The 23,838-nt window shown below is 70.8% G+C and carries 20 protein-coding genes; 10 read left to right on the forward strand and 10 right to left on the reverse strand.

From position 1 onward, the window contains the following. Window positions 1–32 precede the first annotated feature (32 nt). Complete coding sequence (locus IFU30_RS03695) at window positions 33–680, reverse strand: pyridoxal 5'-phosphate synthase (RefSeq protein WP_192004356.1); 648 nt, start codon at window positions 678–680, stop codon at window positions 33–35. Between the two features lie 204 nt (window positions 681–884). Here IFU30_RS03695 and IFU30_RS03700 point away from each other — a divergent pair, with 204 nt between their 5' ends. Further along, entirely contained in the window at window positions 885–1,742 is an 858-nt protein-coding gene (locus tag IFU30_RS03700) for an alpha/beta fold hydrolase (protein ID WP_192004357.1), read from the forward strand. Window positions 1,743–1,895: 153 nt separating this feature from the next. Here the strand turns inward: IFU30_RS03700 and IFU30_RS03705 are convergent, their stop codons facing one another. Then, entirely contained in the window at window positions 1,896–3,395 is a 1,500-nt protein-coding gene (locus tag IFU30_RS03705; RefSeq protein WP_192004358.1) for a PucR family transcriptional regulator, read from the reverse strand. A gap of 73 nt (window positions 3,396–3,468) precedes the next feature. On the opposite strand from IFU30_RS03705, the gene IFU30_RS03710 reads away from it, so the two are divergent. The 6 genes from IFU30_RS03710 (at window position 3,469) to IFU30_RS03735 (ending at window position 11,597) form a co-directional block, all read left to right on the forward strand. Further along, window positions 3,469–4,605 (forward strand): DUF917 domain-containing protein, encoded by a 1,137-nt coding sequence (locus IFU30_RS03710; RefSeq protein ID WP_085512084.1) that lies wholly within the window; start codon window positions 3,469–3,471, stop codon window positions 4,603–4,605. Next, on the forward strand, window positions 4,602–6,212 hold the full coding sequence (locus IFU30_RS03715) for a hydantoinase/oxoprolinase N-terminal domain-containing protein (protein WP_192004359.1): 1,611 nt from the start codon (window positions 4,602–4,604) through the stop codon (window positions 6,210–6,212). The genes IFU30_RS03710 and IFU30_RS03715 overlap by 4 nt, the downstream gene beginning before the upstream one ends. A 106-nt stretch (window positions 6,213–6,318) precedes the next feature. After that, a complete protein-coding gene (locus tag IFU30_RS03720; protein ID WP_079704786.1) occupies window positions 6,319–7,911 on the forward strand; it encodes an ABC transporter substrate-binding protein in 1,593 nt (530 codons plus the stop codon). A gap of 2 nt (window positions 7,912–7,913) precedes the next feature. Next, complete coding sequence (locus tag IFU30_RS03725) at window positions 7,914–8,966, forward strand: ABC transporter permease (protein WP_137242513.1); 1,053 nt, start codon at window positions 7,914–7,916, stop codon at window positions 8,964–8,966. 4 nt (window positions 8,967–8,970) lie between these two features. Then, window positions 8,971–10,812, forward strand: a complete 1,842-nt coding sequence (locus IFU30_RS03730) for a dipeptide/oligopeptide/nickel ABC transporter permease/ATP-binding protein (RefSeq protein ID WP_192004360.1) — start codon at window positions 8,971–8,973, stop codon at window positions 10,810–10,812. Further along, the gene (locus IFU30_RS03735; protein ID WP_085512081.1) at window positions 10,809–11,597 is read left to right on the forward strand and encodes an ABC transporter ATP-binding protein; all 789 of its coding nucleotides are present in this window, start codon (window positions 10,809–10,811) and stop codon (window positions 11,595–11,597) included. The genes IFU30_RS03730 and IFU30_RS03735 overlap by 4 nt, the downstream gene beginning before the upstream one ends. A gap of 243 nt (window positions 11,598–11,840) precedes the next feature. Here IFU30_RS03735 and IFU30_RS03740 read toward each other — a convergent pair whose 3' ends face one another. The 5 genes from IFU30_RS03740 to IFU30_RS03760 all read right to left on the reverse strand — a co-directional run bounded on the left by IFU30_RS03740 (window position 11,841) and on the right by IFU30_RS03760 (window position 17,486). Continuing rightward, window positions 11,841–13,205, reverse strand: coding sequence for an MFS transporter (locus tag IFU30_RS03740; protein WP_192004361.1), 1,365 nt, complete (start codon window positions 13,203–13,205; stop codon window positions 11,841–11,843). A gap of 311 nt (window positions 13,206–13,516) precedes the next feature. After that, entirely contained in the window at window positions 13,517–14,515 is a 999-nt protein-coding gene (locus IFU30_RS03745) for an ABC transporter substrate-binding protein (RefSeq protein WP_192004362.1), read from the reverse strand. A 60-nt stretch (window positions 14,516–14,575) separates the two neighbouring features. Then, window positions 14,576–15,427 carry an ABC transporter ATP-binding protein gene (locus IFU30_RS03750; RefSeq protein WP_085512078.1) on the reverse strand — a complete coding sequence of 284 codons (852 nt, stop codon included), beginning with the start codon at window positions 15,425–15,427 and terminating at the stop codon, window positions 14,576–14,578. Next, on the reverse strand, window positions 15,424–16,479 hold the full coding sequence (locus IFU30_RS03755) for an iron chelate uptake ABC transporter family permease subunit (protein WP_192004801.1): 1,056 nt from the start codon (window positions 16,477–16,479) through the stop codon (window positions 15,424–15,426). The genes IFU30_RS03750 and IFU30_RS03755 overlap by 4 nt, the downstream gene beginning before the upstream one ends. Beyond that, window positions 16,476–17,486, reverse strand: coding sequence for a FecCD family ABC transporter permease (locus IFU30_RS03760; RefSeq protein WP_192004363.1), 1,011 nt, complete (start codon window positions 17,484–17,486; stop codon window positions 16,476–16,478). The genes IFU30_RS03755 and IFU30_RS03760 overlap by 4 nt, the downstream gene beginning before the upstream one ends. Before the next feature lie 169 nt (window positions 17,487–17,655). On the opposite strand from IFU30_RS03760, the gene IFU30_RS03765 reads away from it, so the two are divergent. Continuing rightward, entirely contained in the window at window positions 17,656–18,930 is a 1,275-nt protein-coding gene (locus IFU30_RS03765; protein ID WP_192004364.1) for a CaiB/BaiF CoA transferase family protein, read from the forward strand. A 33-nt stretch (window positions 18,931–18,963) separates the two neighbouring features. After that, window positions 18,964–19,812, forward strand: coding sequence for an FAS1-like dehydratase domain-containing protein (locus tag IFU30_RS03770; RefSeq protein ID WP_192004365.1), 849 nt, complete (start codon window positions 18,964–18,966; stop codon window positions 19,810–19,812). 293 nt (window positions 19,813–20,105) lie between these two features. Here the strand turns inward: IFU30_RS03770 and IFU30_RS03775 are convergent, their stop codons facing one another. The 3 genes from IFU30_RS03775 to IFU30_RS03785 all read right to left on the reverse strand — a co-directional run bounded on the left by IFU30_RS03775 (window position 20,106) and on the right by IFU30_RS03785 (window position 22,483). Next, window positions 20,106–21,050, reverse strand: coding sequence for a PDR/VanB family oxidoreductase (locus tag IFU30_RS03775; protein WP_192004366.1), 945 nt, complete (start codon window positions 21,048–21,050; stop codon window positions 20,106–20,108). Between the two features lie 123 nt (window positions 21,051–21,173). Then, a complete protein-coding gene (locus IFU30_RS03780) occupies window positions 21,174–21,800 on the reverse strand; it encodes an MSMEG_1061 family FMN-dependent PPOX-type flavoprotein (protein ID WP_139382378.1) in 627 nt (208 codons plus the stop codon). Between the two features lie 125 nt (window positions 21,801–21,925). Further along, the gene (locus IFU30_RS03785; protein ID WP_192004367.1) at window positions 21,926–22,483 is read right to left on the reverse strand and encodes a TetR/AcrR family transcriptional regulator; all 558 of its coding nucleotides are present in this window, start codon (window positions 22,481–22,483) and stop codon (window positions 21,926–21,928) included. 172 nt (window positions 22,484–22,655) lie between these two features. On the opposite strand from IFU30_RS03785, the gene IFU30_RS03790 reads away from it, so the two are divergent. Then, a complete protein-coding gene (locus IFU30_RS03790; RefSeq protein ID WP_192004368.1) occupies window positions 22,656–23,660 on the forward strand; it encodes an SDR family NAD(P)-dependent oxidoreductase in 1,005 nt (334 codons plus the stop codon). Window positions 23,661–23,838 lie beyond the last annotated feature (178 nt).

The following is a 23,838-nucleotide window of genomic DNA, read 5'->3' on the forward strand; positions in this document are numbered from 1 at the left end:
GGGTGGGGAGGCGGCCGGCGGTCGCCCCTCCGCTACGGCTGCAGGCGGTCCACGATCCAGCCACCGTCGGCCGCGAGGTAGCGGAGGCGCCGGTGCATCCGGTCGCGACTGGCGTGCCAGAACTCGACCATGTCGGGGACGAGCCGGAACCCGACCCACGTGGCCGGCCGCGGGACGTTGTCCCCCTCGCGCTCGAGCAACGCGTTCGCCTGCGCGATGAGGGCGTCGAGGGTCTCCTCCGGGCCGGCGCGGAATGGCGTCGACTGGTGGGCGACCGCCGTCGCCGCTCGTGACTTGGGCGAGCGGTCGGCGAACAGTGCGTCGGACTCCTCGTCGCTCAGCTGCTCGACGCGGCCCTCGAAGCGGAGCTGCTGCATCGTCTCGCGCCAATACACCTGGAGGGCGGCGCTCGGGTTCTCGGCGAGCTGCCCGCCCTTGCGGCTCTCGGTCGAGGAGCCGAAGATCAGGCCGCGATCGTCGAGGGTCTTCACGTCGATGGTGCGCGCGCTGACGACACCGACCGAGGTGGCGGTCGCGAGGGTCATCGATCGGGGTTCGCTGACGTCCCGCTCGATCGCTGCGGCGAGCCACTGCTGAGCGAGCAGCATGGGCTCGGCGGGCGGGGTCTCGAACTCGGGCAGCTGCAGGGTGTCGTCTCCGGAGAGGGGTTCGGCGCTCATGGCGTGAGCCTACCCGTGCGCTGAGGTGAGGCATCTCGTCGCCCGGCGAGCTGCCGAGCGACGACCTGCCTCACCTCAGTGGCTTGGGCGCTCGGCACAGCTCGGGCGGGAACGCTGGGTCCAGGGCACATGGTGCACGGCCCAGGCCGCGGGCTAGCCTCGGAACGCCCGCCAGGGAACACGTTCGAGGAGAGTGAGCACCGCATGCCGTACACCGACACCGACGACGTCTCGATCTACTACGAGGTGGAGGGCGACCCCGCCGACCCGGTGATCGTGCTCATCGCGGGCGGCGGTGCGCAGCTGCTCACCTGGCGTGACCCGCTCCGGGCCATGCTCGCGGACGAGGGCTTCCGCGTCGTGCGGTTCGACAACCGCGACGTCGGGTACTCGCAGCGCTTCGGTGGCGAGCACGACCTCGACGGCGGCTACTCGCTCGGTGACATGGGCGACGACGTCGTGCGGGTGCTCGACCACCTCGGGGTCGAGGCAGCGCACCTCGTCGGTCACTCCATGGGCGGGATGATGGCGCAGATGGTCGCGCTCGAACACCCCGAGCGGGTGCTGAGTCTCGGCCTACTGTCGACGATCCCCGGCCAGGACCCGCGCTACATCCTGCACGGAGACCGCGCCGAACTGCAGGTCGAGCCCGAGCGGTACAGCCGGGAGGAGTCGGTCGCCGCGATGGCCGTCCTCGCCGCGCCCGTCCCCGGCGCCCGCTACCAGCCGGACACCGAGTGGGAGGTGTGGGCGACCGGCGAGGCCTACGACCGCGGGTACGCGCCGGAAGGGTTCAGCCGCCAGTGGGCCGCGTTGCTCCGTGCACCGGAACGGCTCGACCGGCTGCGCGAGGTGACGGTGCCGACCCTCGTGCTGCACGGTCGCGAGGACGACGTCCTGCACTGGGCCTCCGCCGTGGACATCGCCCAGGCGATGCCGGCGGCCGAGCTCCACGTCCTCCCCGACATGGGGCACCTCATCCCGGCTCAGCTGTGGCCGACGCTCGTCGCGGGCGTCGTGCGGACGGCGAGGCACGCGGAGACGCTCGCGTCCGGTCGGTGAGGTCGTCGAGGGGCTGCCCTTCGACAGGCTCAGGGACCGGGGTACCTTCGTCCGGTCATTGAGCTTGTCGAAATGCGGCACGGAGGGTGTGTAGCCGACGGGAAGGCACCGCGTGGCCCTTCGACAGGCTCAGGGACCGGGGCGGAGCGGGCCTCACGGCATGCCGATGAGCCGCACCCGGCAGGCGAGCTCCGCGGCGAAGCGGACGTCCGGGTCGGCGAGGTCGAGTTCGAGCGACTGCTCGATGCGCCGGATCCGGTAGTTCACCGCGTTCGGATGCAGGTTCAGCTCGGCCCCGGCACGCGCCAGTGAGTTCCGATGGCTGAGGTAGGAGAGGAGCGTCCGCACCGAGATCGTGGCCCGCTCCGGCCCGAGGGCGTCGAGTGGCGAGAGGATGTCGTCGAGGAGCGTCCGACTGAGTGGTGAGGCGTAGAAGTCGAGGAGCACCCGCCGCAGCCCGGTGACGTCCGTCGCCTCCATGGTGCCGAAGCGACCACCCGCAATGGCGGCCTCCGCCGCGACCCGCGCCTCGGTCGCCGACTGCCGGAGCCCCGCCGCCCCGCTCTGCGGCGTCCCGAGCCCGACGGTGAACGTCCATTCCGGCCCCGCGATCGTCGAGGCGTGCGCGACGATCCGCTCCATCACGTCGCGCAGGCGCCGCTGGTGGTCGGGTGCGCCGAGCTCCTCCGAGGAGATGACGACGATCTCGTCGCGCCGCATCGCGAGGTGCCACTGCTCCTCGCGCTGGTCGACGAGTTGCAGCGCGAAGAGCTCGACGGAGGGCGCGAGGACCGTGGGTGCGCGGCGGTCCGGGTCGCTCGCGTGCTTCGGGGTCAGCCACGCCACCGCGTGCGACAGCTGCAGCGGCAGGCCAGCGCGGACCGCGTCCATCGCGAAGCCGTCGATACGGGACGACTCGGCGAAGATCAGCTCGATGATGAGCTCCGCCCGCGAGCGCACCGAACCGAAGCGTCCGTGCAGCTCCCGTTGCAGGGCGCGCGAGAGGACGGAGGCGATGACCGGGAGGGCGATCGCCGCGGCCGGGTCGTCGCGCTCGGCGTGGACCCGGCCGATCGGGATCTCACCGATGCACACCGCGTCCGGTTCGAGCCAGCTCGCGCTCGCATCCTCGACGAGCGTGACCGGCACCCCGAGCGTCGTGCTTGCGACCTCGAGGATCGCCTCCCGCACGCCGACACCAGACGCCTGCTCTGCTTCAGCCGCGGACGCGCTGATCACCCGTTGGATCGCGAACTCGGCGCGCGACATCGCCTCTTCCGCTCCACCGCGGATCGTGCGGTCCATGAGCACGGCGAGGTCTGAGGCGATGCCCTCGCTCATGATGACCGGCAGGCCACCGCGGTCCGCGAGGGCCCGCGAGGTCTCGGCGACGGGGAACGCACCGACGAACACGAGGCCGGCACAGCCCGCGGCGATGGCTCGGCGGATGGCGATGTCGACCTGGTACGGCCTCGGGACGGCGCCGTCGGGGGTCGTCACGATGGCGATGGAGTGCTCGGTCGCGTCGTTCAGCTCGTCGAGCGCGAGGATCTCGACGCCGGTGACCGGGACGCCTGCGGGGACGCCGGCGACGCAGCGGGCGCCGAGATGCTCGGCTTGGAGGATGACGTCCGCAACGGTGACTTGGGCCATGAGCACATTCTGCCCCGATTGTGTGGGCTACGGGAACATTGTCGTGCTTCCCGACCCTGCCTACGCTCGGTACATGTCAACGAACCACCCCGCTGCACGCTCCGCAGCGTCGGCCACGCCGATCACCAGCATCACCCTGGCCGACGTGCCGGCGCTCGCCGCAGGATGCGCCATCTTCGGTACCGGCGGCGGCGGCGCGGTGCAGACCCCGCAGCTCGGCGTCGAGATCGCCCTGGAGCAATTCGGTCCGGTCCCTGTCAAACAGGTCGCCGACCTCGACGCGGACGACGTGGTGGTCGCCATGTCCGGCATCGGCGCCCCGTCGGTGGGCTTCGAGATGCTCGGCGCGAGCGGCCAGGCCGAGATCATCGTCGAGGAGATCGAGCGCCTCACGGGCAAGCGCATCACCACGATCATGGCGACGGAGATCGGCGGCAGCAACGGCGTCGGCCCCGTCGGCTGGGCCGCGAGCCTCGGCCTCAGCATCCTCGACGCCGACGGCATGGGACGCGCCTTCCCGGAAGCGCCGATGACCGCGATGAACGTCGCGAACCTCCCGCCCGGGTACGCGGTCCTGAGCGACGTGATCGGCAACGTCTCGATCCTGCGTCCCGTCAGCCTCGCCTGGCTCGAGCGCCACGCCCGCGCCCTCACCGTGGCGAGCGGTGCGATCTCGATCGGCGCCAACTACGTCATGGACCGCGACACCGTCCGCGGAGCCGTCATCGAGGGCAGCGTCAGCCGCGCCGTGCAGGTCGGGCGCCGGCTCCTCACCGCCACCGACCCCGTCGGCGCGCTCACGGACGAACTCGGCGCGTCCCTCATCACCGGCGGCAAGGTCGTCGACATCGAGCGCCGCACCGAGGGCGGGTTCACCCGCGGTTCCGTCACGGTCGAGGGGATCGGCGAGCACCGCGGTCGCCTCACCCGCGTGGAGATCCAGAACGAGAACCTCGTCGTCATGGAGGACGGAGCGGTGATCGTCAGCGTCCCCGACCTCGTCACGATCGTCGACTCCGAGACGGGCGACGCGATCTCCACCGAGATGCTGCGCTTCGGACAGCGGGTGAGCGTCCTCGCCTGGGCGTGCGATCCGCTCTGGCGGACGGAGCGCGGCCTCGAACTCGCCGGGCCGCGCGCGTTCGGCTACGACCTCGACTACGAGCCCTTCGGCGTGAGCGCCGACGAGACCATTGGAGCGACCCGATGAGCGCCGGCACCACGACCAGCACCGTCACCGACACCTCGGGCGAACTCGCGATCGGCATTGACGTCGGCGGGACCAACACCGACGCCGTCGCGCTCTCGGGCACGGGCGAGGTCGTCTCATGGACGAAGCAGCCCACCACCCGCGACGTCACGGGCGGCATCCGGGCGGCGCTCGCCGAGGTGCTCGACCAGCTCGGCGACGACCGGGGCCTCGTCACCCGCGTCATGCTCGGCACCACCCACGCGACCAACGCGATCGTCAACCGTCGCGACCTCGGACGCGTCGTCGTCATCCGGCTGGGCTCGCCCGCTGCCACCTCGCTCCCGCCGCTCGCCGGCTGGCCGCGGGAACTGCGCGACGTCGTCCTCGCGGGGAGCATCCTCGCCGGCGGCGGCCACCTCGTCGACGGCTACCCGATCGCCCCGCTCGACCGCGACCTCATCCGCCGGGAGCTCGACGCCCTGGCCGGCACCTTCGACGCGGTCGCCGTCTGCGGCATCTTCAGCCCGTCGTTCCCCGAGCAGGAGCTCGAGGTCGAGGCGCTCGTCCAGGACCACGTCGGGGTCGACATCCCGGTGTCGCTCAGTCACGAGATCGGCGCGCTCGGGTTGTTGGAGCGCGAGAACGCGACGGTCCTGAACGCGTCCCTCTACGCCGTCGCCCGCGACGTCACGAACGCGCTCACGACCGTCGTCGCCGAGGAGCGACTCGACGCGACCACGTACTTCGCCCAGAACGACGGCACGCTCATGGCCGTCGAGTACGCGGCGCGTTACCCCGTGCTCACGATCGGTTCCGGGCCGGCGAACTCCATCCGCGGCGCCGCCTTCCTCTCCGGTGCTGACAACGCGATCATCATCGACGTCGGCGGCACGACGAGCGACCTCGGCGTGCTCGTCGACCGGTTCCCCCGCGAGTCGACCCTGCCCCGCGAGGTCGGTGGCGTGCGGACGAACTTCCGCATGCCCGACATCCTGAGCGTCGGCCTCGGCGGCGGCACGATCGTCGACACCGCGACCGGTGTCCCGCGGCACGACTCGGTCGGCTACCGGCTCACCGAGGAGGCGCTGCTGTTCGGCGGCACCACCCCGACCCTCACCGACGCGGCCTCGCTCCAGTTCGGCATCGCCGACCGCGAGCTGCCGCCCCTCGACCGCGTGACCCGCCAAGCACTCGAGCATGCGCTCGGCGTCGCCCACGAACGCACCGAGTCCGCCGTCGAGCGCATGTCGCTCGGCCGCACCGGCCTCCCGCTCGTCGTCGTCGGCGGCGGAGGATTCCTCGTCCCGGACGCCGTCCTCGGCGCGAGCGAGGTCCTGCGCCCGGCGCGCGGCAACGTCGCCAACGCCGTGGGCGCGGCCATCGCGCTCGCCGGTGGGCGCTCCGATCAGCTCTGCGACTTCGCCGACCGCGCAGCCGCCATCGAGGAGGCAGGACGCTCCGCGATCGAGAAGGCGATCCAGGCCGGCGCAGACCCGCGCTCGGTCGAGATCGTCGACGTGCTCGAGACCCCCGTCTCGTACGCGACCCGCCCCACCCTGAAGGTCTCCGTGAAGGCGGCGGGTCCTCTCGCCCGCATCGGCACGGCGACTCGACAGCGCATCTGACGCACCACAGCACCAGCACAGCTCTCCACCAGCACCAGCACGGCACCTCACCCCATCTGATCCGGCCACCCGCGCACCACGGCCACCCGAGTACGAAGGATCCAGCATGAACAGCAAGCGGAAAGCCGCGGCGGCACTCGCCACCGCGGCCCTCACCGCGGTGGCCCTCACCGCGTGCACCTCCTCGCAATCCTCCGATTCCTCCGGCGAGTACGTCTCCGGCGGCACCTTCGTCACCGCGATGAGCGGCGACCCGGGCAGCCTCGTCCCCATGACGGGCATCAGCCTCGAGGCCCGCGAGATCATCAGCTTCCACTACGAGTCGCTCGTGTACGTCAACGCCGACGGCGAGCTCCTGCCCTGGCTGGCGGAGAGCTGGGAGGAGGATGCGAGCTCCACCTCCATCACCTACACGCTCAAGGACGGCATCACCTGCGCCGACGGCACCCCGTTCACCGCGGAGACCGCCGCGGCGAACATCACCTACAACGCCGACCCGGCCAACGCGACCTTCTACTACGGCGCGCAGGTCTCCGAGCGGATGACCGCGACCGCCGACGGCAATCAGCTCACCGTCACGAGCACGACGCCCGACCCGTTCATCCTCGCCAACACGGGCACCGTCGAGATGGTCTGCCAGGCCGGGCTCGACGACCCCGACTCCCTCGTCGAGACGATGAACGGCACCGGCCTCTTCGCCCTCGACAAGGCGACCCCGGGCTCCAGCTACACCTTCACCAAGCGCGACGACTACACCTGGGGCCCGGAGGACGTCACGAGCGACACCAAGGGCCTGCCGGACACCTTCGAGGTCCGCGTCGTCACCGACCCCGGGACCGCCGCGAACCTGCTGCTCTCCGGTGACGTGAACGCCGCGAGCATCGGCGGCGCCGACCAGGACCGCGTCGAGGCCGCCGGTCTCGGCAGCGAGGGCGTGCGCAACCCGATCGGCGAGATGCTCTTCAACGAGCGCCCGGAGCGCCCCACCTCCGACCCGCTCGTCCGTGAGGCCCTCGTCACCGCGATCGACCGCGAGCAGGTCGGCGAGGTCGTCACCGACGGCACCGCCGAGGAGTCCAAGTCGCTCGTCGTGAAGAGCCCGTACCTTTGCGTCGCCGACGGCCCGCAGTGGACGCTCCCCGAGACGGACGTCGAGAAGTCCGGCGAGCTGCTCGACGAGGCGGGCTGGACGCTCGGCTCCGACGGCAAGCGGTCGAAGGACGGCGAGCCGCTGACGATCAAGTTCATCTACGATGCGGCCACCCCGAGCCACGCGGCCGCGGCCGAGCTCGTGCAGCAGACCTGGGACGAGCTGGGCGTCACGACGGAGCTCTCGGGCAACGACGCGAACGCCTGGTCAGAGCAGCTGTTCTCGACCTTCGACTGGGACACCGGCTTCGTGCAGATCGCTCCGGGCGGACCGGTCATCGTGAACACCTTCTTCGGTGGCGAGACCCCGGACAAGGGCGGCAACAACTTCATGTTCGTCGACAACCCGGAGTACGACGCGCTCGCCGAGCAGGCCAAGACGGCCAGCCCGGAGGAGACCTGCGACCTCTGGCAGCAGGCCGAGGCGAAGCTCATCGAGCGGACGGACGTGTTCCCGATCGCCGACGCGCAGGACTTCCTGTACCTGAACGGCGCCGAGGTCGAGCGCCCGAACTTCATCCGCCCGACGAGCATCCGGATGGTCGGCTGATCATGACGATCCCCTCGACCGTGACCACCGAGCAGGCCACCGACCCGGCCACGGGCCCCGGCGGCCCGGCGGTCGCGCGTCGAGGGGGTCGCGGCGTCCTCGGCGGACTCTCCCCGCGGACCTCGTTCATCCTCCGACGACTGGGCAGGGTGCTCGTCTCCCTCGCCATCGTCATCGTCGCGACGTTCCTGATCGTGCAGCTCGTGCCGGGAGACCCGGTGCGGGCTGCGCTCGGGAACAGCGCGACCCCGGAACTCGTCGAGCGGACGCGCGCCGACCTCGGCCTGAACGTGCCGGTGCCGGAGCAGTTCGTCAACTACGTCAGCGGGCTGTTCCGCGGCGACTTCGGCACGGCGATCGGGTCGCAGCGGCCGGTCGCCGACACGATCGCGCAGCGGTTCCCGGTGACGCTCACCCTCGCGGTCGCGTCCTTCCTCCTCGCGGCGATCGGCGCCTTCCCCATCGGTGTCGCGACCGCGGTGTCCTCGCGTACCGGCCGCCGCCGCCTCGCGGACCTCGGCGTCTCGGGTCTACTCGGCGTGCTGATCGCCATCCCGAGCCTCCTGCTCGCCGTCGGTCTCATCGCCGTGTTCAGCATCGGGCTCAAGGTGCTCCCGGCCGCCGGCTGGGGAGGTTTCGACCAGGCGATCCTGCCGGTGGTGGCCCTCGCGGTCGGTCCGATGGCGTACCTGGCCCGCATCGTGCACGTGGAGATGCTGGCCGTCCTCGAGATGCCGTACATGACCACGGCACGGAGCAAGCGCCTGCCGACGCACCTCGTCTACCTCCGGCACGCGCTGCCGAACATGGTGACGTCCACACTCACGATCGGCGGCATCATCCTCACGGGCATGGTCGCCGGTACCGTGCTCATCGAGACGGTCTTCGCCATCCCGGGCCTGGGGACGAGCATCGTCTCGTCGATCACCTCGAAGGACTACCCGATGATCCAGGGCATCGTCCTCGTGTACGCGATCCTCGTCCTCGGCCTCAACCTCCTCATCGACATCGCGCTCGCGACGATCGATCCGCGCTCCTCGATCACGGAGGGCTGAGCTCATGAGCACCCGTCCGACCACCTCCAGTCCCACCCCCTCACGCCGGTCCCCGGTGCTCGATCGTCTCCGCACCCCGCGCGGCCTGACCGGCGCGATCGGAGCGCTCCTCATCATCGTGGTCGCGGTCGTCGGCCCGACCGTCTGGGGGTCCGCCGCCGACACGACGTCCGTGGCCGACCGCCTCGCCGGTGCGAGCCTCGCCCACCCCTTCGGCACCGACGAGCTCGGACGCGACGTCTTCGCCCGGGTCATGGTCGCCACGCGGGTGTCCGTCCTGCTGACCCTCGGCGCCACCGCGATCTCCGTCGTCGGCGGCGTCCTGCTCGGGGCCGTCGCGACGGTCCTGCCTCGCCCGCTGCGTCGACTCGTCACCGCGCTCATCGACATCCTGTTGTCGTTCCCCTGGCTCCTCATGGCGCTGTTCTTCTCGGTGATCTGGGGCGCGAGCGCCACCGGCGCGATGCTCGCCGTCGGGTTCGCCGGCGTGCCGACCTTCGCCCGCCTCACCTACACGCTCGCGTCGTCGCTCGTCGGTCGCGACTATGTGAAGGCCGCGCGGATCGCCGGTGTCGGGCAGGCGGAGGTGCTCGTCCGGCACGTCATGCCGAACATGCTGCCGCCCATGCTCGTGAACGCGGCGGTCTCCGCCTCCGGCACGCTGCTCGCTTTCGCCGGCCTGTCCTTCCTCGGTCTCGGCGTGCAGGCGCCCGAGTACGACTGGGGTCGCCTCCTCGGCCTCGGGATCGCCCGCATCTACGGCAATCCGATGGCGGCGATCGGTCCCGGCATCGCGCTCGTCGTGTGCGGCGTCATCTTCACGCAGCTCGGCGAGCTCTGGAACGAGTCGTCGAAGCGGTTGCTCGGCCTGCCGGCACCGGCGCGGCGTCGTGGCTCACGTGCGGCGACCGAGGCCGCCACGGCGGCCGTCCCCACCGAGGACGCACCCGTCGTCGAGGTCCGCGACCTCCGCGTCGCCTTCCCCGACCGCGACGGCCGACTCGTCGAGCGCGTCCACGGCATCAGCCTCACGATCATGCCCGGCGAGGTCGTCGGTGTCGTCGGCGAGTCCGGATCGGGCAAATCGGTGAGCGCGATGGCGATCGCCGCCCTCCTCGGGCCGGACTCCTCGGTGCAGGCCTCGGAGCTGAGCTTCCGCGGGATCGACATGACCGCACCGCTGACGAAGGCCGAGCGCAGCCGCCTCGGCCTCGAGCTCGCGATGGTCTTCCAGGACCCGCTCACCTCGCTCAACCCGTCGCTCACGATCGGCAAGCAGCTCCGCGAGACCGTCGAGGTCCACGAGGGGCTGTCGGCGGCCGAGTCGACGAAACGCGCCGAGGCCGCGCTCGAGTCGGTGCGGATCCCGCTCCCGGCGAAGCGCCTGAAGCAGTTCCCACATGAGCTGTCCGGCGGCATGCGGCAACGGGCCATGATCGGTATGGGGCTCATGGGCCGCCCGAAGCTGCTCATCGCCGACGAGCCCACGACGGCGCTCGACGTGACGGTGCAGCGCCAGGTCCTCCGGGTCCTCCACGAGGCGCAGGAGCAGACGGGTGCTGCGATCCTGCTCATCTCGCACGACATCGCCCTCGTCAGCGGGTTCTGCGACCGCATCCTCGTCATGAAGGACGGCCGCATCGTCGAATCGCTCGACGCCGATCGCCTCCACGAGGCGCGGCACCCGTACACGCGTGGGCTCATCGCCTGCGTGCCCGACATGACCTCCGACCGCACCATGCCGCTCCCGGTCATCGGTGAGTCGTTCTTGGTCCCTGAGCCTGTCGAAGGGCCGGTCCCTGAGCTTGTCGAAGGGCCCATCACCACCGAAGGACAGCGCGCATGACCGGTCTCGAGTTCTCCGGCCTCACGGTCCGTTACGGCCACGGCGCGTCCGCGCACACCGCGGTCGACGGCTTCGACCTCACGGTCCGCCCGGGCACGTCCCACGGGCTCGTGGGGGAGTCCGGCTCAGGCAAGTCGACGGTCGCCGCGGCCGCCGTCGGCCTCGTCATCCCGAGCGCCGGCGGCATCCGACTGAACGGCGCCGACATCGTCGGGCGCTCGTCCGCTGCCCGTCGTGCGCGTCGACGCGTGCAACTCGTCTTCCAGGACCCGTACTCCGCGCTCGACCCGCGCATGCCGATCGGGCTGTCGATCGCCGAGGGGTCCCGGGCGACCGGGCGCTCCTGGAGTCGCTCGGAGCAGCGGTCCCGGGTGGGCGAGCTGCTCGAGCGCGTGCACATCGACCCGGACCGCGCGAACGACCTGCCGTCGGCGTTCTCGGGTGGTCAGCGGCAGCGCATCACGATCGCCCGGGCGCTCGCGGCCGAACCGGAGGTCCTCATCGCCGACGAGATCACCTCGGCGCTCGACGTGTCGGTGCAGGGCGTCGTCCTCAACCTGCTGCGCGAGCTGCAGCGTGAGCTCGAACTCACGGTGCTGTTCATCTCCCACAACCTCGCCGTCGTGAACTACATGTGCGACACGGTGAGCGTCATGCAGGCCGGCCGGGTCGTCGAGGCGGGCCCCACGGCCACCGTCCTCGCTGCTCCCGAGGACGCCTACACCCGAGAGCTCCTGGCCTCCGTGCCCGTGATGGGCCGTCGCATGACCTGGGACGAGGAGTAAGCGGCCCGGGCCGCTCGGCCGGGCCGCGCCCGGTCGCTGAGCTCACCGCCGCCGGTCACTGAGCTCACCGCCGCCGGTCACTGAGCTTGTCGAAGTGCCCACGGGTGACGTCGCCCTTCGACAGGCTCAGGGACCGGGGCCTTCCGGGTAGGCCGTTTCCGGTCACTGAGCTTGTCGAAGTGCCCACGGGTCACATCGCCCTTCGGGCGGATCCTGAGCCTGTCGAAGGGCAGGGACCGGGGGTCAGCCGCGCTGCTTGCGCGGCAGGGTCTCCGGGAGGAACGCGATTCCGACGACGCCGATCGCGCTGAGCACCAGCAGGTACGCCGCCACCAACCACGGTGCGCCACCGCTCGCGGCGACGAGCGCGGTCGCGACGAGAGGGACCGTCCCGCCGACGAGGGCGGCCGGGATCTCACGCGAGAGCGCGATGCCGCTCCAGCGCATCGAGGTCGGGAAGATCTCGGCGAGCAGTGCTCCCGAGGTGCCGATCGTGGCGCCCTGGATGACGGCCAACCCGAGGATGAGGCCGAGCGAGACGACGACCGACTGCTCGGTGTTGTAGAGCAGGAACATCGGGAACGCGTAGAGCACCCCGAAGATCGCGGCGCCCATGAGGACGGGCTTCCGGCCGATGCGGTCGGCGAGACGACCGAACAGCAGGGCCGTGGGGATCGTCAGGACCTCGGCGACGATGAGGCCGATGAGTGCCTCCGTCGGGTTCACGCTCAGCGTGCCCGTCACGTATGACAGCGAGAACACCTGCACGACGTACACCCACGGCAGTGCGAACGCGAAGAGCCCCATGCCGCAGAGGATCACCCGCCAGTGCGAGCGGATGGCGCCGACCAGTGGTGCCGAGGTGACCGCGCCGCGCTCCTCCGCGCTCTCGAACGCCTTCGTCTCCTTGACCCGCAGCCGGAAGTACAGCGCGAACGCGACGATGACGACGCTCGCGAGGAACGGGATCCGCCAACCCCAGCTCTGGAACTGCTCGATCGGCAGGGTGCTCACCACGGCGAAGACGGTGGTCGCGAGCGCCATGCCCACGTACACGGAGGCGCCGGGGAACGACGCGGCGAACGCACGGTGCTTCACGTCGGCGGACTCGCTCGCCATCGTGATCGCGCCGGCGAATTCGGCACCCGAGCCCATGCCCTGGAAGATCCGCAGCACGATGAGCAGGATCGGAGCCCAGATGCCGATGGCGTCGGCGGTGGGGAGGAGGCCGATGAAGGTGGTCGCGACACCCATGAAGAGGAGCGTGATGAGCAACGTCGGTTTGCGCCCGAGCTTGTCGCCGTAGTGGGCGAAGATCAGGCCGCCGATCGGGCGCGCGCCGAAGCCGACCGCGAAGCCGGCGAACGCGCCGAGCAGGCCGGCGAGGTCACCGGCGCCGGGGAAGAACAGCGGCGCGAACACGAGCGCGGAGGCCAGCCCATAGAGGGTGAAGTCGTACCACTCGATGACGGTGCCGACCGAGCTGGCGAGGATGGCGCGGCGGCGCTGCACCCGGGAGTCGAGGCCGTCGCGATCGATGTCGCTCTGGCCTGCGGTGGTGGTGTCTGCTCCGCGTGGGTTGTTCTCGCGCGCGCTCTGGATGGCCATGGCACTCCTTCGTGTTGGGCGCACCCGGACGGCCGGGACGCCTGACGAGGCTACCGGCCGTCTGGAGGCTCAGCCCATGTGCGGTCGGCACACTCCGGAGCCGATCCGGTGCGTCGGGAGCACACGGGGTGGGGTGCGCACGAGCGGCGCGCCCCACCCCGGACCGGTCGCTGTGCCCATCTCGGGTCGCTGTGCCATCTCCGGTCACTGAGCCATCTCCGGTCACTGAGCTTGTCGAAGTGCACACGGGTGACGTGGCCCTTCGACAGGCGGTTCCTGAGCCTGTCGAAGGGCGGGGCCGGGGGTGCTCGCTACAGCGCCTTCGACTCGCGGAGGATCCCGGCGAGCGTCTCCATCTGCTTCGCCTGCGACGTGTAGTCGAGGGCGGCGGTGTTCCAGGAGTGGATCTGACCGGCGACGAGTGCCGGGTGCGAGGCGAAGGTCGCCTGAGCCTCGAGGTCGCTCTGCTGGAAGCCCTCGACGTTCACGAGTAGGACGTCACCGGTCATCGCCTGGCCAGCGTTCTCCCAGCTGTAGATGTCCCAGTAGTAGTAGCCGTCCGGGTTCGCGTTCGTGTACGTCACGCCGAGTTCGCTGTACAGCTCGGTCTCCGGCTCGTCCTGCGGCTTGACGACGTAGACCCCGCTCGCGTCCGCGTACATCTGCGTGACCTCGAGGTCGGTCTCCTTCGCTGCGGCGGTCAGGTCTGCTGCTGCGGCGTCGTACTTCTCCTTCGCCGCGGCGATGGTGTCGTCGTCGGCTCCGAGCGCCTTGGACAGCTTGTTGAGCGAGGCGATGACGTCGGCACCCTTGCCGCCGACCTTGATGGCGACGACCGGAGCGATCTTCTCCAGCTGCTCCTGCTGCTCGACGTCGGCGACGCCGTAGTAGGGACCCTTGAGGTCGAGCGTGCCGTCGCGGTCGGTCGGGTAGATCCCGGTCACGATGAGGTCGGGTGCCGCCTCGGCGAGTGCCTCGAGGTCGATCTCGCCGTAGCTGTTGCCGACGATGGCCGTGTCGCCGAGGTCGTAGTCCGCGAAGCGCTTGTCGGTGGCGACGTCGACGCGACCGAAGACCGCGACGGGGTCGATGCCGTTGCCGTGCAGGCCGAGGGCGTAGTCGGCGAAGCTCGCGATGCGCTTCGGCTGCTCGTCGAGCTTGACCGTGGTGCCGGTGTCGTCGGTGTAGCTCCAGGCGCCGCTGCTGTCGGCGTCGGATGCGGCGGTGGGGGAGCAGCCGGCGAGGCCGACCAGGGCGAGCGCCGGCACGAGTACGAGTGCGGCGCGGCGGAGGCGTGAAGAGATCGTCATGGTACTTAGGGTAGCCGAACCTAAGTCACGAAACGATATCGGAATGCCCGATCGCCCGGATCACTCCGCGTCGAGGGCGATCGCGTCGTCCGGGTCGACGGGCACGATGAGCGGCGAGCCGCTGCTCGGGTCGGGGATGACGATGGCGTCGAGGTCGAACGCCTCCCGGAGCACGGCCGGGGTGAGGACCTCCCAGGGTGTCCCGTCGGCGATGACCCGGCCGCCGCCCACGACGACGAGCCGGTCGGAGTACCGGCCGGCGAGGGTGAGGTCGTGCAGGACCATGACGACCGTCGCGCCGCGCTCGCGGTTGATCGACCGCACGAGTCGGAGGACGTCGAGCTGGTGGCTGAGGTCGAGGAAGGTCGTCGGCTCGTCGAGCAGGATCGTGGGGGCACGCTGCGCGAGCACCAGGGCGATCCAAGCGCGCTGCAGCTGCCCGCCCGACAGGGAGGCCGTGTCGCGGTCGGCGAGCGTCTCGAGACCGGTGGCGGCGAGTGCCTCGTCGACGGCGATCGTGTCGGCGGGCGTCCAGGGCTTGAGGAGGCTCTGGTGTGGGTGCCGCCCTCGCGAGACGAGGTCGCGGACGGTCGTCGCCGACGGCGTCAGTGGCTTCTGCGGCAGGATCGCCAGGCGGCGCGCGACCTCGCGGGTCGGGATCGAGCGCACACCGCGACCGTCGAGTTCGACCGTGCCGGCGGTCGGGGTGAGCAGACGACCGAACGCCTTCAGCAGCGTCGACTTGCCGCAACCGTTGGCGCCGATGAGCGTCGTGACCTCGCCCGTCTCGATGCGGAGGTCCAGTCCCTCGAAGACCACCGTCTGGTCGTAGGCCAGGGAGACGCCCCTCGCCTCGAGGGCGGGCGTCGGGCGTTCCTTCACGAGCGAGGGGGTCGTGGCGGGGTCGGTCATGCGGAGGTCTCCCGTTCCTTGCGGCGCGTCAGCAACCAGATGAGATAGGGCGCGCCGACGATCGCGGTGATGATGCCCACCGGGATCTCGCCCGGCAGGACGCCACGGACGAGTGCGTCGCCGCCCGTCACGATGACGGCGCCGAGCAGCGCGGAGGCGAGCAGCGGCGGGCGACCGGTGCGGGCGAGGCGGCGGGCGATCTGCGGTGCGACGAAGGCGACGAACTCGATCGGCCCCGCGGCGGACACGGCTGCGGCGACGAGCAGGACCGCGCACGCGATGACGACGATCCGATGCCGCTGGACCGCGACGCCGAGGCCGGTCGACAGCTCGTCACCGAGCTGGCTGATGTCGAGGCTGCTCGTCTGCAGGACCGCGATCGGCGTCAGGATCACCAGCGCGACGAGCACCGGCCACACGCTCGACCAGGAGATGCCCGAGAGGCTGCCGACGAGCCACTGCGCAGCCGCTGCCGCCTCGGTGATCTGCGCCCGGGCGATGAGGTAGCTCGTGATGCCGCCGAGGGTCGCGGTGGCACCGATGCCGATGAGGATGAGTCGGAAGCTGTCGACCCCGCCGCGCCAGGACAACGCGTAGACGGCGGCCGAGGTGACGAGCGCGCCGATCGCCGCCATGGCGGGCAGGCCGAGACTGAGTGCGCCGGCGCCGACGGAGTAGCTGCCGCCGACGAGCACGATCGCGGCCACGGCCCCGAGCGCGGCACCCGAGGTCACGCCGAGGATGTCCGGGGTCGCGAGTGGGTTGCGGGCGAACGTCTGGGTGAGGGCCCCGGCGAGTCCGAGGGACGCACCGACGAGGAGACCGCCGACGACCCGGGGGAGGCGGAGCTCGAACACGATGAGTTCCTGACCGCCGGTCCCGCCGCCGAGCAGGGTGGTGATGACGTCGGGGATCGTCAGGGATGACGAGCCGGCGACGATCCCGAGCAGGGCGAACGCCAGGGCCACGACGAGGCAGACGATCGTGACGCCGACGACCCGCCCTCGCCACAGACGGCCGAAGAAGCGGCTGCCCTCCCGCACGGCGCTCACAGCTCCGCCATCCGTCCGCGGCGCACGATGGCGATGAAGGCGACCCCACCCACGACGGTGAGGACGACACCCACGGGCACCTCGGCGGTGCCACCGATGAGGCGACCGATCACGTCGCATGCGAGCAGCACGCTCCCGCCGACGAGTCCCGAGGCGGGGAGCAGCCAGCCGTGATGCCCGCCCACGAGCGTGCGGGCGATGTGCGGCGCGGTGAGTCCGACGAAGGCGATCGGGCCGGTCAAGGCGACGGCGGCGGCCGTGAGCAGGGTGATCGCGGCGAGCCCCACGAGTCGCGCGCGGATGAGGTTCTCGCCGAGCCCGTTCGCCAGCTCGGTCCCGAGCGCCAGGGCGTTCAACGAGCGGATGTTGGCCACCGCGAACACGAGGCCGAGCCCGGCGAAGACCAGGGCCGCGTCGACGCCGGTGAGCGATCGTCCGGACAGCGAACCGACCACCCAGATGCGGTAGGCGGCGAGGGTCGTCTCGTCGGACAGCACGAGGTACGAGGTCAGGGCGACGAGGAGAGCCGAGACGGCGGTGCCGGCGATCGCGAGCGGGACGGGACTCGAGAGTCCGCGGCCGAGTGCGGCGACGGAGAACACGACGATGCTGGCGACGGTGGCGCCGAGCAGAGCGAGCCAGAGCGTCGTGACCACCGAGCTCGTGCCGAGCACGTAGACCCCGACGACGACCGCGAGACTCGCGCCGGCGGAGACGCCGAACAGGCCGGGGTCGGCGAGCGGGTTGCGGGTCTGCCCCTGCATGACGGCACCGGCGATCCCGAGGCAGACGCCGACGAGGACGCCGAGCACTGTGCGCGGCACCCGCGACCCCCACACGACGGCGCCGGTGTCCTGGGTGGGGTCGAACAGTGCGGTGAGGACGGCCACGGGGCTGATGAGGTTGCTGCCGAGCATCAGACTCGCGAGGGCGACGACGAGGAGCGCGGCGGCCAGCGTGCCGACGGCGAGCGCGCGTCTCGATCGGAGGAGGGTCGCGCTGCGCATGGAGTTAGCCTAGCCTCACCTATCCCGGTCGCGATGCACACCCGACGTTGTCAGTGACGGACGGGCGGTCCATGGATCGGCGCCGGAGGTGTGGGGTTCACCCATGGGTGAGGCCTCCATCGCCCGATACCGTTGACCGGTACGGAGTACAGCGATCAGGAGGACACGCATGGCCGAGCAGCCGTCGACCGGAGCCGACACCGAAGCGGTCCTCGCCGCCACGGAACGACTCGCCGTCCCGCCGGGCTCGCTCGAGGGCGTCGTGGTCCTCGACCTCTCCCGCGTCCTCGCCGGTCCCTACGCAGCGTCGATGCTCGCCGACCTCGGCGCGACCGTCATCAAGATCGAGAACCCGAACGACCCCGACGTCTCCCGGGGCTTCCCGCCCTACCTGCGCGACGGCGACGAGGAGTTCAGCGGCTACTACGGTCAGTACAACCGCGGCAAGTTCGGCCTCGCGCTCGACCTCGCGAGCGACGCCGGCAAGGAGGTGCTGCGCGACCTCGTCGCGAGCGCCGACATCCTCGTCGAGAACTTCCGACCAGGGACGATGGCGAAGCTCGGCCTGCCGTACGAGGCGCTCGCCGCCATCAACCCGAAGCTCGTGTACACCGCGATCTCCGGCTACGGGCAGACGGGTTCCCGGAGCCGCCGTCCGGCGTTCGACAACACGGCGCAGGCCGCCGGCGGGCTCTGGTCCATGAACGGCTACGCGGACCAGCCGCCCGTGCGCGTCGGCGTCACGATCGGGGACCTCTCCGCCACGATGTTCGGCGTCATCGGCACCCTCGCCGCGCTCCGGCACGCCGAGCGCACCGGCGTCGGGCAGCTCGTCGACGTCGCCCAGGTCGACAGCATCATCGCGATGACCGAGACCGCCGTCGTCGACTACACCGTCGACGGGACGGTCGCCTCGCCGTCCGGCAATGAACACGCCTGGGTCCGGCCCTACGAGCTGTTCCCCTGTGCCGACGGACAGGTGTTCTTCGGCGCGTACACCGACAAGCTCTGGAAGGCGAGCTGCGAGCTGTTCGGCACGCCCGAGGCGATCGCCGACCCCGAGATCGACACCATGCGCAAGCGCTTCGACGAGGAGGTCTACGCCCGACGCGTCAAGCCGCTCGTCGTCTCCTGGTTCGCGGACCGCACCCGCGCCGAGCTCGAGGAACTGGCCGGCGACGTCGTCCCGCTCACCGCCGTGAAGACCATCGGCGAGGTCGTCGACGACCCCGGGACCGCCGAACGCGACATGGTCGTCGAGACCGACTACGGTTCCTTCGGCACCCTCCGCTCCTTCGGCCAACCGATCAAACTGAGCGCGACCCCAGCGACCACCGACCGCCCTGCGAACCACATGGGCGAACACGCGGACGACGTGCTCACGGCGCTCGCCGGGTACGACGCGGATCGCATCGCCCGGTTGCGGGCCGACCGGGTGATCTGAGTGGCGCCGACCGAACCCGAGCAGTCAGCGCCGGTGGAACGGACGGAGCAGCTGGACCTGCGCCCCGCCGCCTGGTACCGCAGCACCTTCGCGACTGCGGCACCGGAACCGGTCCTCCGAGAGGGGCTCCCCGCCGGCTGGGAGGGCGTCCACTTCCCGTTCGAGACGCCGTTCGCGCAGCTCCGGGAGGACGGCTCACCGGCGGAGGACGGCGTGCTGCCGGTCATCGACCTGCCGCGCCGCATGTACGCGGGGGAGGACACCGAGTTCCTGTCGCCCCTCCGCTACGGCGACGTGGTGACGCAGCGCACGAGGCTCGGTTCGCTCGTCGAGAAGCAGGGGCGGGCCGGACGGCTCGTCTTCGCCGACCTCGTGCGGGAGTACCTCGTCGACGGCGAGGTCGCCGTCCGCAGCACCTGGCACGACGTGTTCCTCGAGGCGCAGCCCGCGGTGCCCTCCCCGCGGATGGCGGCGCCCGAGGTGGCCGCCGAGGACGCGGTCGATCCCGACGCCGGAGCCGACTGGACCGTGACCCGGTCACTCGACTCCCGCCAGTTGTTCCGCTTCTCGGCCGTGACGGGCAACACGCACCGCATCCACTACGACCGGCAGTGGGCGCGTGAGGTCGAGGGGCTCGACGACCTCCTCGTGCACGGTCCGCTCACCCGCATCCTGGTGCTCGACGCCCTCACCGCGAACGCCGGTGATCGGCGACTCGCGTCGGTCCGCTTCCGGGCGAAGGCGCCGGTGCTCGTCGACACGGAGTTCCGCATCGCGGGGACGGACGGCCCGGAGGGCACCTCGGTCGTCGTGCGTGCCGCCGACGGTACGGTGCTGGCCTCCGCCGACGCCACCTGGCGAGCGGCACTGCACGGAGCCTGAGGGAATGCCCCTCAGGTCACGGTGCTCTTCCTCCGGTCACTGAGCCCTCTTCCTCCGGTCACTGAGCTTGTCGAAGTGCCCACGGGGTGCACTGCCCTTCGACAGGCTCAGGGACCGGGGTGGGGTGCTCAGGGACCGGGGTGGGTTGTCCGGTTTGGGACCGGATCCGCTGTTGGTCGTCGTGTCTTCCTCCGGTCACTGAGCTTGTCGAAGTGCCCACGGGGGTACGTCGCCCTTCGACAGGCTCAGGGACCGGGATGGGGTGCTCGGGGGCCGGGGGCGCGCTGCGCCGCCTACGCGTCGATCACGAGCGTCGGCGTCAGCGACCGCGACACACACGGGTACATGATCATCGACGCGTCGTCGGTCGTCAGGGAGTCGCGATGCTCCGGCGTCCCGTCCACCACCTGCACGGCACAGGAGCCGCAGACGCCGCGCATGCACGACCCGGCGACACCGACCCGCGCGGCCTGCATCGCCTGCAGCATCGTCTGCCCGGCGGGAACCTCGACGGTCCGCTCCGACCTCGCGCACTCGACAGTGAACGCCGTGTTCGGCAGGTAGGAGCGGGGCTTGGGCTCGAACCGCTCGAGGTGCAACCGGCAGTCCTCGGGCAGTGTCTCGGCCAGGTTCGTGAGGGTGTCGGTGAACCCGCGCGGCCCGCAGGCCGACACGTCTGTGCCCGGCTCGAGTCCCGCGAGGAGGCCGGCCAGGTCGAGTCGGCCGCTCTCCGCGCTGACGTGGATCCGCACGTGGTCGCCCAGGGCTTCGAGCTCCGGCGCGAACGCGATGTCCTCCCGCGTGCGCACCGCGTAGACGAGGGTCCAGTCGGCGTCGCCCGCGGCCAACCGCCGCGCCATCGAGAGCAGCGGCGTGATCCCGATGCCTGCAGCGAGGAGCAGGTGCCGCTTGGCGTCCGAGAGCGGGAACAGGTTCCGTGGTGGCCGGATGAACACCTTCCGACCGACCTTGAGGAAGTTGTGGATGTAGTGCGACGCACCCCGCGAGTGCTGCTCCCGCAGAACGGCGATCCGGTACCGGAACTCGTCCGCCGGATCACCGCAGAGCGAGTACTGCCGTTCGTGGCGGGTGATGAGCTGCAGGTCGATGTGCGCTCCGGGGTCCCACGGCGGGAGCCGGCGACCCTCCGGATCGGCGAGCACGACGCTGACGATCGTCGGCGTCTCGCGCACGATCTCCTGGACGATGAGCGGGGTCATGCCCGCGCGGTTGCGCATCAGGAATCCCTCATATCGATAGCATCGCCGATCTGGAGATCAGGACCGGTCATGCCCGCGCGGTTGCGCATCAGGAATCCCTCATGCTTCCAGTCATCAGTACAGGCTCGTTGCTTCCAGCCATCAGTACAGGCTCTGGTTCCCGACGGCGACCGCCTCGTCGATGGCGTCGCCGACCTCGGTGCTGAGGCCCGACATGCTCGCCCAGATCCGGCCCGCACTCGGCACCTCGGCCGCGAGCTCCTGCATCTCGGCGTCCCACAGCCCGCCGCGGAGGAGTGCCCGCCCGCAGTGCAGGTAGACCTCCTCGGTGCGTATGACGATCGCGAGCTGCGGGGTCACGTGGTCCTGCTCGAGCATCGCCATCAGCGCCGGGTCGTCGGTGACGGTGGCCGTGCCGTTGATCCGGAGGGTCTCGCTCATGCCGGGGACGAAGCACAGCATGCCGATGTGGCCGTTCTGGACGATGTTCTGCAGGGAGTCGGCCAGGCGGTTGCCGAGGCGCTCCGGGATCACGAGTGTGCGGGTGTCGAGCGCCCGGACGAACCCCGGGTAGTCCCCGCGCGGGGAGTTGTCGCACCGGCCGTCGGCGTCGGACGTCGCGATGGTGCAGAACGGTGAGTGGGCGAGGAAGGCGAGGCAGTTCTCGTCGAGCTCGTCCATGATCTTGGCCGTCGCGGCGGGATCCGGTTCGCCGAGCGACCGACGGATGGTGTCGACGTCGATCGACGCGAACGCGCTGGCCTGCATGGCGGACCCCTTCTCTGTCCCTCCGACCCTACGGTCGTCCCTCGCGCGCCTCAATGGGCTGTCGGCACACGGTTCGAGTGTTTCCTGTGCCACCGACCCAGCCGCATCGATCATCCCGCTCCGGTTCATCGGCCGAACGAGCGGCGGAACATCGCCTTCGCGCGCGCCGCGGTGTCGGCTCGATGGGAATCGGGGATGCGGGTGAGGGTCGCCCCCACCATCGAGATCGCCATGAGGATGTCGTCGGGCTCGACGTGGTCGGCGATGCGGTGCGCAGCCAGTTCCTTCGCATGCAGGGCGTGCGCGAGGCGGTCGAGGCGGGTGCCGAGTTCGATGACGCGTGGGTCGTCGCCCTCGCCGAGGATCGCGTCGACGAAGGGCGAGGTGACGAGGGCCTGGTCGATCACGACGTCGAGCAGGGTGTCGAGGGTCGCATCCGGCAGCCCGGCGTGCTCCTCCAGCTCGCCGACATTCTCGTCGAGCACCGCGAGCGCGAGGGAGAGCCGGTCGGGGAAGTGCCGGTACAGGCTTCCTTGTCCGACGCCCGCCCGCTTCGCGACCGCGCTGAGGGGAGCGCTGAAGCCGTCCGCGGCGAACACCTGACGCGCCGCGGCGACGAGCGCTCGGCGGTTCTCGGGGCCTGCGCTCGGGCCGCGGTTCGGCTTGGGGGGCGTGGACGACATCCCGGTAGCGTAACGCCGCGCGACCGGTTCGGTGGACCCGGCTGGGAGCCGACCGTGAGGGCTGGCGGCCGTGCCATGGACGGCGTAACGTGTACCGGACAATGATGTCCGGTATGGATCGAGGCCCATGCGATCCCGCTGCTCATCGCCCTCCCGAGAACAAAGGAACCCTATGAGCGCCCTCACCGCCAACACTCCGATCGCCGCGTGGCTCGCCGACCCCACCGGTGGACCGCTCATCCGCGGCCTCCTCACCCAGCTGGGCACCGAGGAGTCGCAGCTCGCCCCGATCTCGGGCCTCCCGCTCCAGCAGCTCGTCGCCCTGAGCCAGGGCAAGCTGCCCCAGTCACTCATCGACGACCTTGTCCTCGCCGCGAACGACGGCGTCGCACCCGTCGACGACGCGCCCCAGGGGTGGCAGGAGCGCATCACCGTCGGCCGGTTCGTCGGGAAGACCGTGATCGTCACCGGGGCCGCTTCCGGCATCGGCCGTGCCACGGCATCCCGCGTCGCGCGCGAAGGCGGCCGGGTCGTGGCCGTCGACCTCTTCGAGGACAAGCTCGCCGGCCTCGCCTCGAGCCTGCCGGACGCCGACCTCGTCACGGTCGCCGGCGACATCACGAAGCAGGACGACATCGACGCGATCGTCGCCGCAGCAGGGGAGCGGATCGACGCGCTCGCCAACGTCGCCGGCATCAACGACGACTTCTCCCCGCTCCACGAGACCTCGGACGCGACCTGGGAACGGGTGATGGGTGTGAACGTCACCGGCGCCTTCAAGCTGACCCGCGCGGTCCTGCCGTCGATGGTCGCGGCCGGATCCGGTTCGGTCGTCAACATCGCGTCCGAGGCCGGGCTTCGCGGCAACGCCTCGGGGAACGCCTACACGACCTCGAAGCACGCGGTCGTCGGCATGACCAAGAGCGCCGCCTTCATGTACGGCCCGCACGGCGTCCGGGTCAACGCGGTCGCTCCTGGCGGCGTCGCGACGGGCATCCCCTTCCCGCCGAACGTCTCCGAGGCGGGTTCGGCGCGGCTCGGACCGTTCCAGGCGGCGATCCCGACGATCGCGACCGCGGAGCAGCTCGCGGCGTCCATCACCTTCCTGCTGAGCGACGACGGCGTCAACGTCAACGGCGTCGTCCTGCCGTCCGACGGCGGATGGTCGGTGCAGTAGCCGCCGACGTGCAGAACTTCAGCAATCGGTAAGAACGACGTTTCTTAACGACCGTTCGGGGCCGGATGAACGCGTTTCTGCTGCGAATCTTGAAGCACACGGGCCGCTCTGCGTCGCCCGTCCCCTGTGAACGGTCTGAACGAGTACGGCCGGAACGATCGTTCGCACTGCGGTGACA

The organism is Plantibacter sp. CFBP 8798 (assembly GCF_014841195.1).
Lineage (GTDB): Bacteria > Actinomycetota > Actinomycetes > Actinomycetales > Microbacteriaceae > Plantibacter > Plantibacter auratus.

Bases quoted from the DNA above. Each gene is read 5' to 3' on its own strand.
- IFU30_RS03695 (WP_192004356.1), bottom strand. From the start codon at position 680: ATGAGCGCCGAACCCCTCTCCGGAGACGACACCCTGCAGCTGCCCGAG.
- IFU30_RS03700 (WP_192004357.1), top strand. From the start codon at position 885: ATGCCGTACACCGACACCGACGACGTCTCGATCTACTACGAGGTGGAG.
- IFU30_RS03705 (WP_192004358.1), bottom strand. From the start codon at position 3,395: ATGGCCCAAGTCACCGTTGCGGACGTCATCCTCCAAGCCGAGCATCTC.
- IFU30_RS03710 (WP_085512084.1), top strand. From the start codon at position 3,469: ATGTCAACGAACCACCCCGCTGCACGCTCCGCAGCGTCGGCCACGCCG.
- IFU30_RS03715 (WP_192004359.1), top strand. From the start codon at position 4,602: ATGAGCGCCGGCACCACGACCAGCACCGTCACCGACACCTCGGGCGAA.
- IFU30_RS03720 (WP_079704786.1), top strand. From the start codon at position 6,319: ATGAACAGCAAGCGGAAAGCCGCGGCGGCACTCGCCACCGCGGCCCTC.
- IFU30_RS03725 (WP_137242513.1), top strand. From the start codon at position 7,914: ATGACGATCCCCTCGACCGTGACCACCGAGCAGGCCACCGACCCGGCC.
- IFU30_RS03730 (WP_192004360.1), top strand. From the start codon at position 8,971: ATGAGCACCCGTCCGACCACCTCCAGTCCCACCCCCTCACGCCGGTCC.
- IFU30_RS03735 (WP_085512081.1), top strand. From the start codon at position 10,809: ATGACCGGTCTCGAGTTCTCCGGCCTCACGGTCCGTTACGGCCACGGC.
- IFU30_RS03740 (WP_192004361.1), bottom strand. From the start codon at position 13,205: ATGGCCATCCAGAGCGCGCGCGAGAACAACCCACGCGGAGCAGACACC.
- IFU30_RS03745 (WP_192004362.1), bottom strand. From the start codon at position 14,515: ATGACGATCTCTTCACGCCTCCGCCGCGCCGCACTCGTACTCGTGCCG.
- IFU30_RS03750 (WP_085512078.1), bottom strand. From the start codon at position 15,427: ATGACCGACCCCGCCACGACCCCCTCGCTCGTGAAGGAACGCCCGACG.
- IFU30_RS03760 (WP_192004363.1), bottom strand. From the start codon at position 17,486: ATGCGCAGCGCGACCCTCCTCCGATCGAGACGCGCGCTCGCCGTCGGC.
- IFU30_RS03765 (WP_192004364.1), top strand. From the start codon at position 17,656: ATGGCCGAGCAGCCGTCGACCGGAGCCGACACCGAAGCGGTCCTCGCC.
- IFU30_RS03775 (WP_192004366.1), bottom strand. From the start codon at position 21,050: ATGCGCAACCGCGCGGGCATGACCCCGCTCATCGTCCAGGAGATCGTG.
- IFU30_RS03780 (WP_139382378.1), bottom strand. From the start codon at position 21,800: ATGCAGGCCAGCGCGTTCGCGTCGATCGACGTCGACACCATCCGTCGG.
- IFU30_RS03785 (WP_192004367.1), bottom strand. From the start codon at position 22,483: ATGTCGTCCACGCCCCCCAAGCCGAACCGCGGCCCGAGCGCAGGCCCC.
- IFU30_RS03790 (WP_192004368.1), top strand. From the start codon at position 22,656: ATGAGCGCCCTCACCGCCAACACTCCGATCGCCGCGTGGCTCGCCGAC.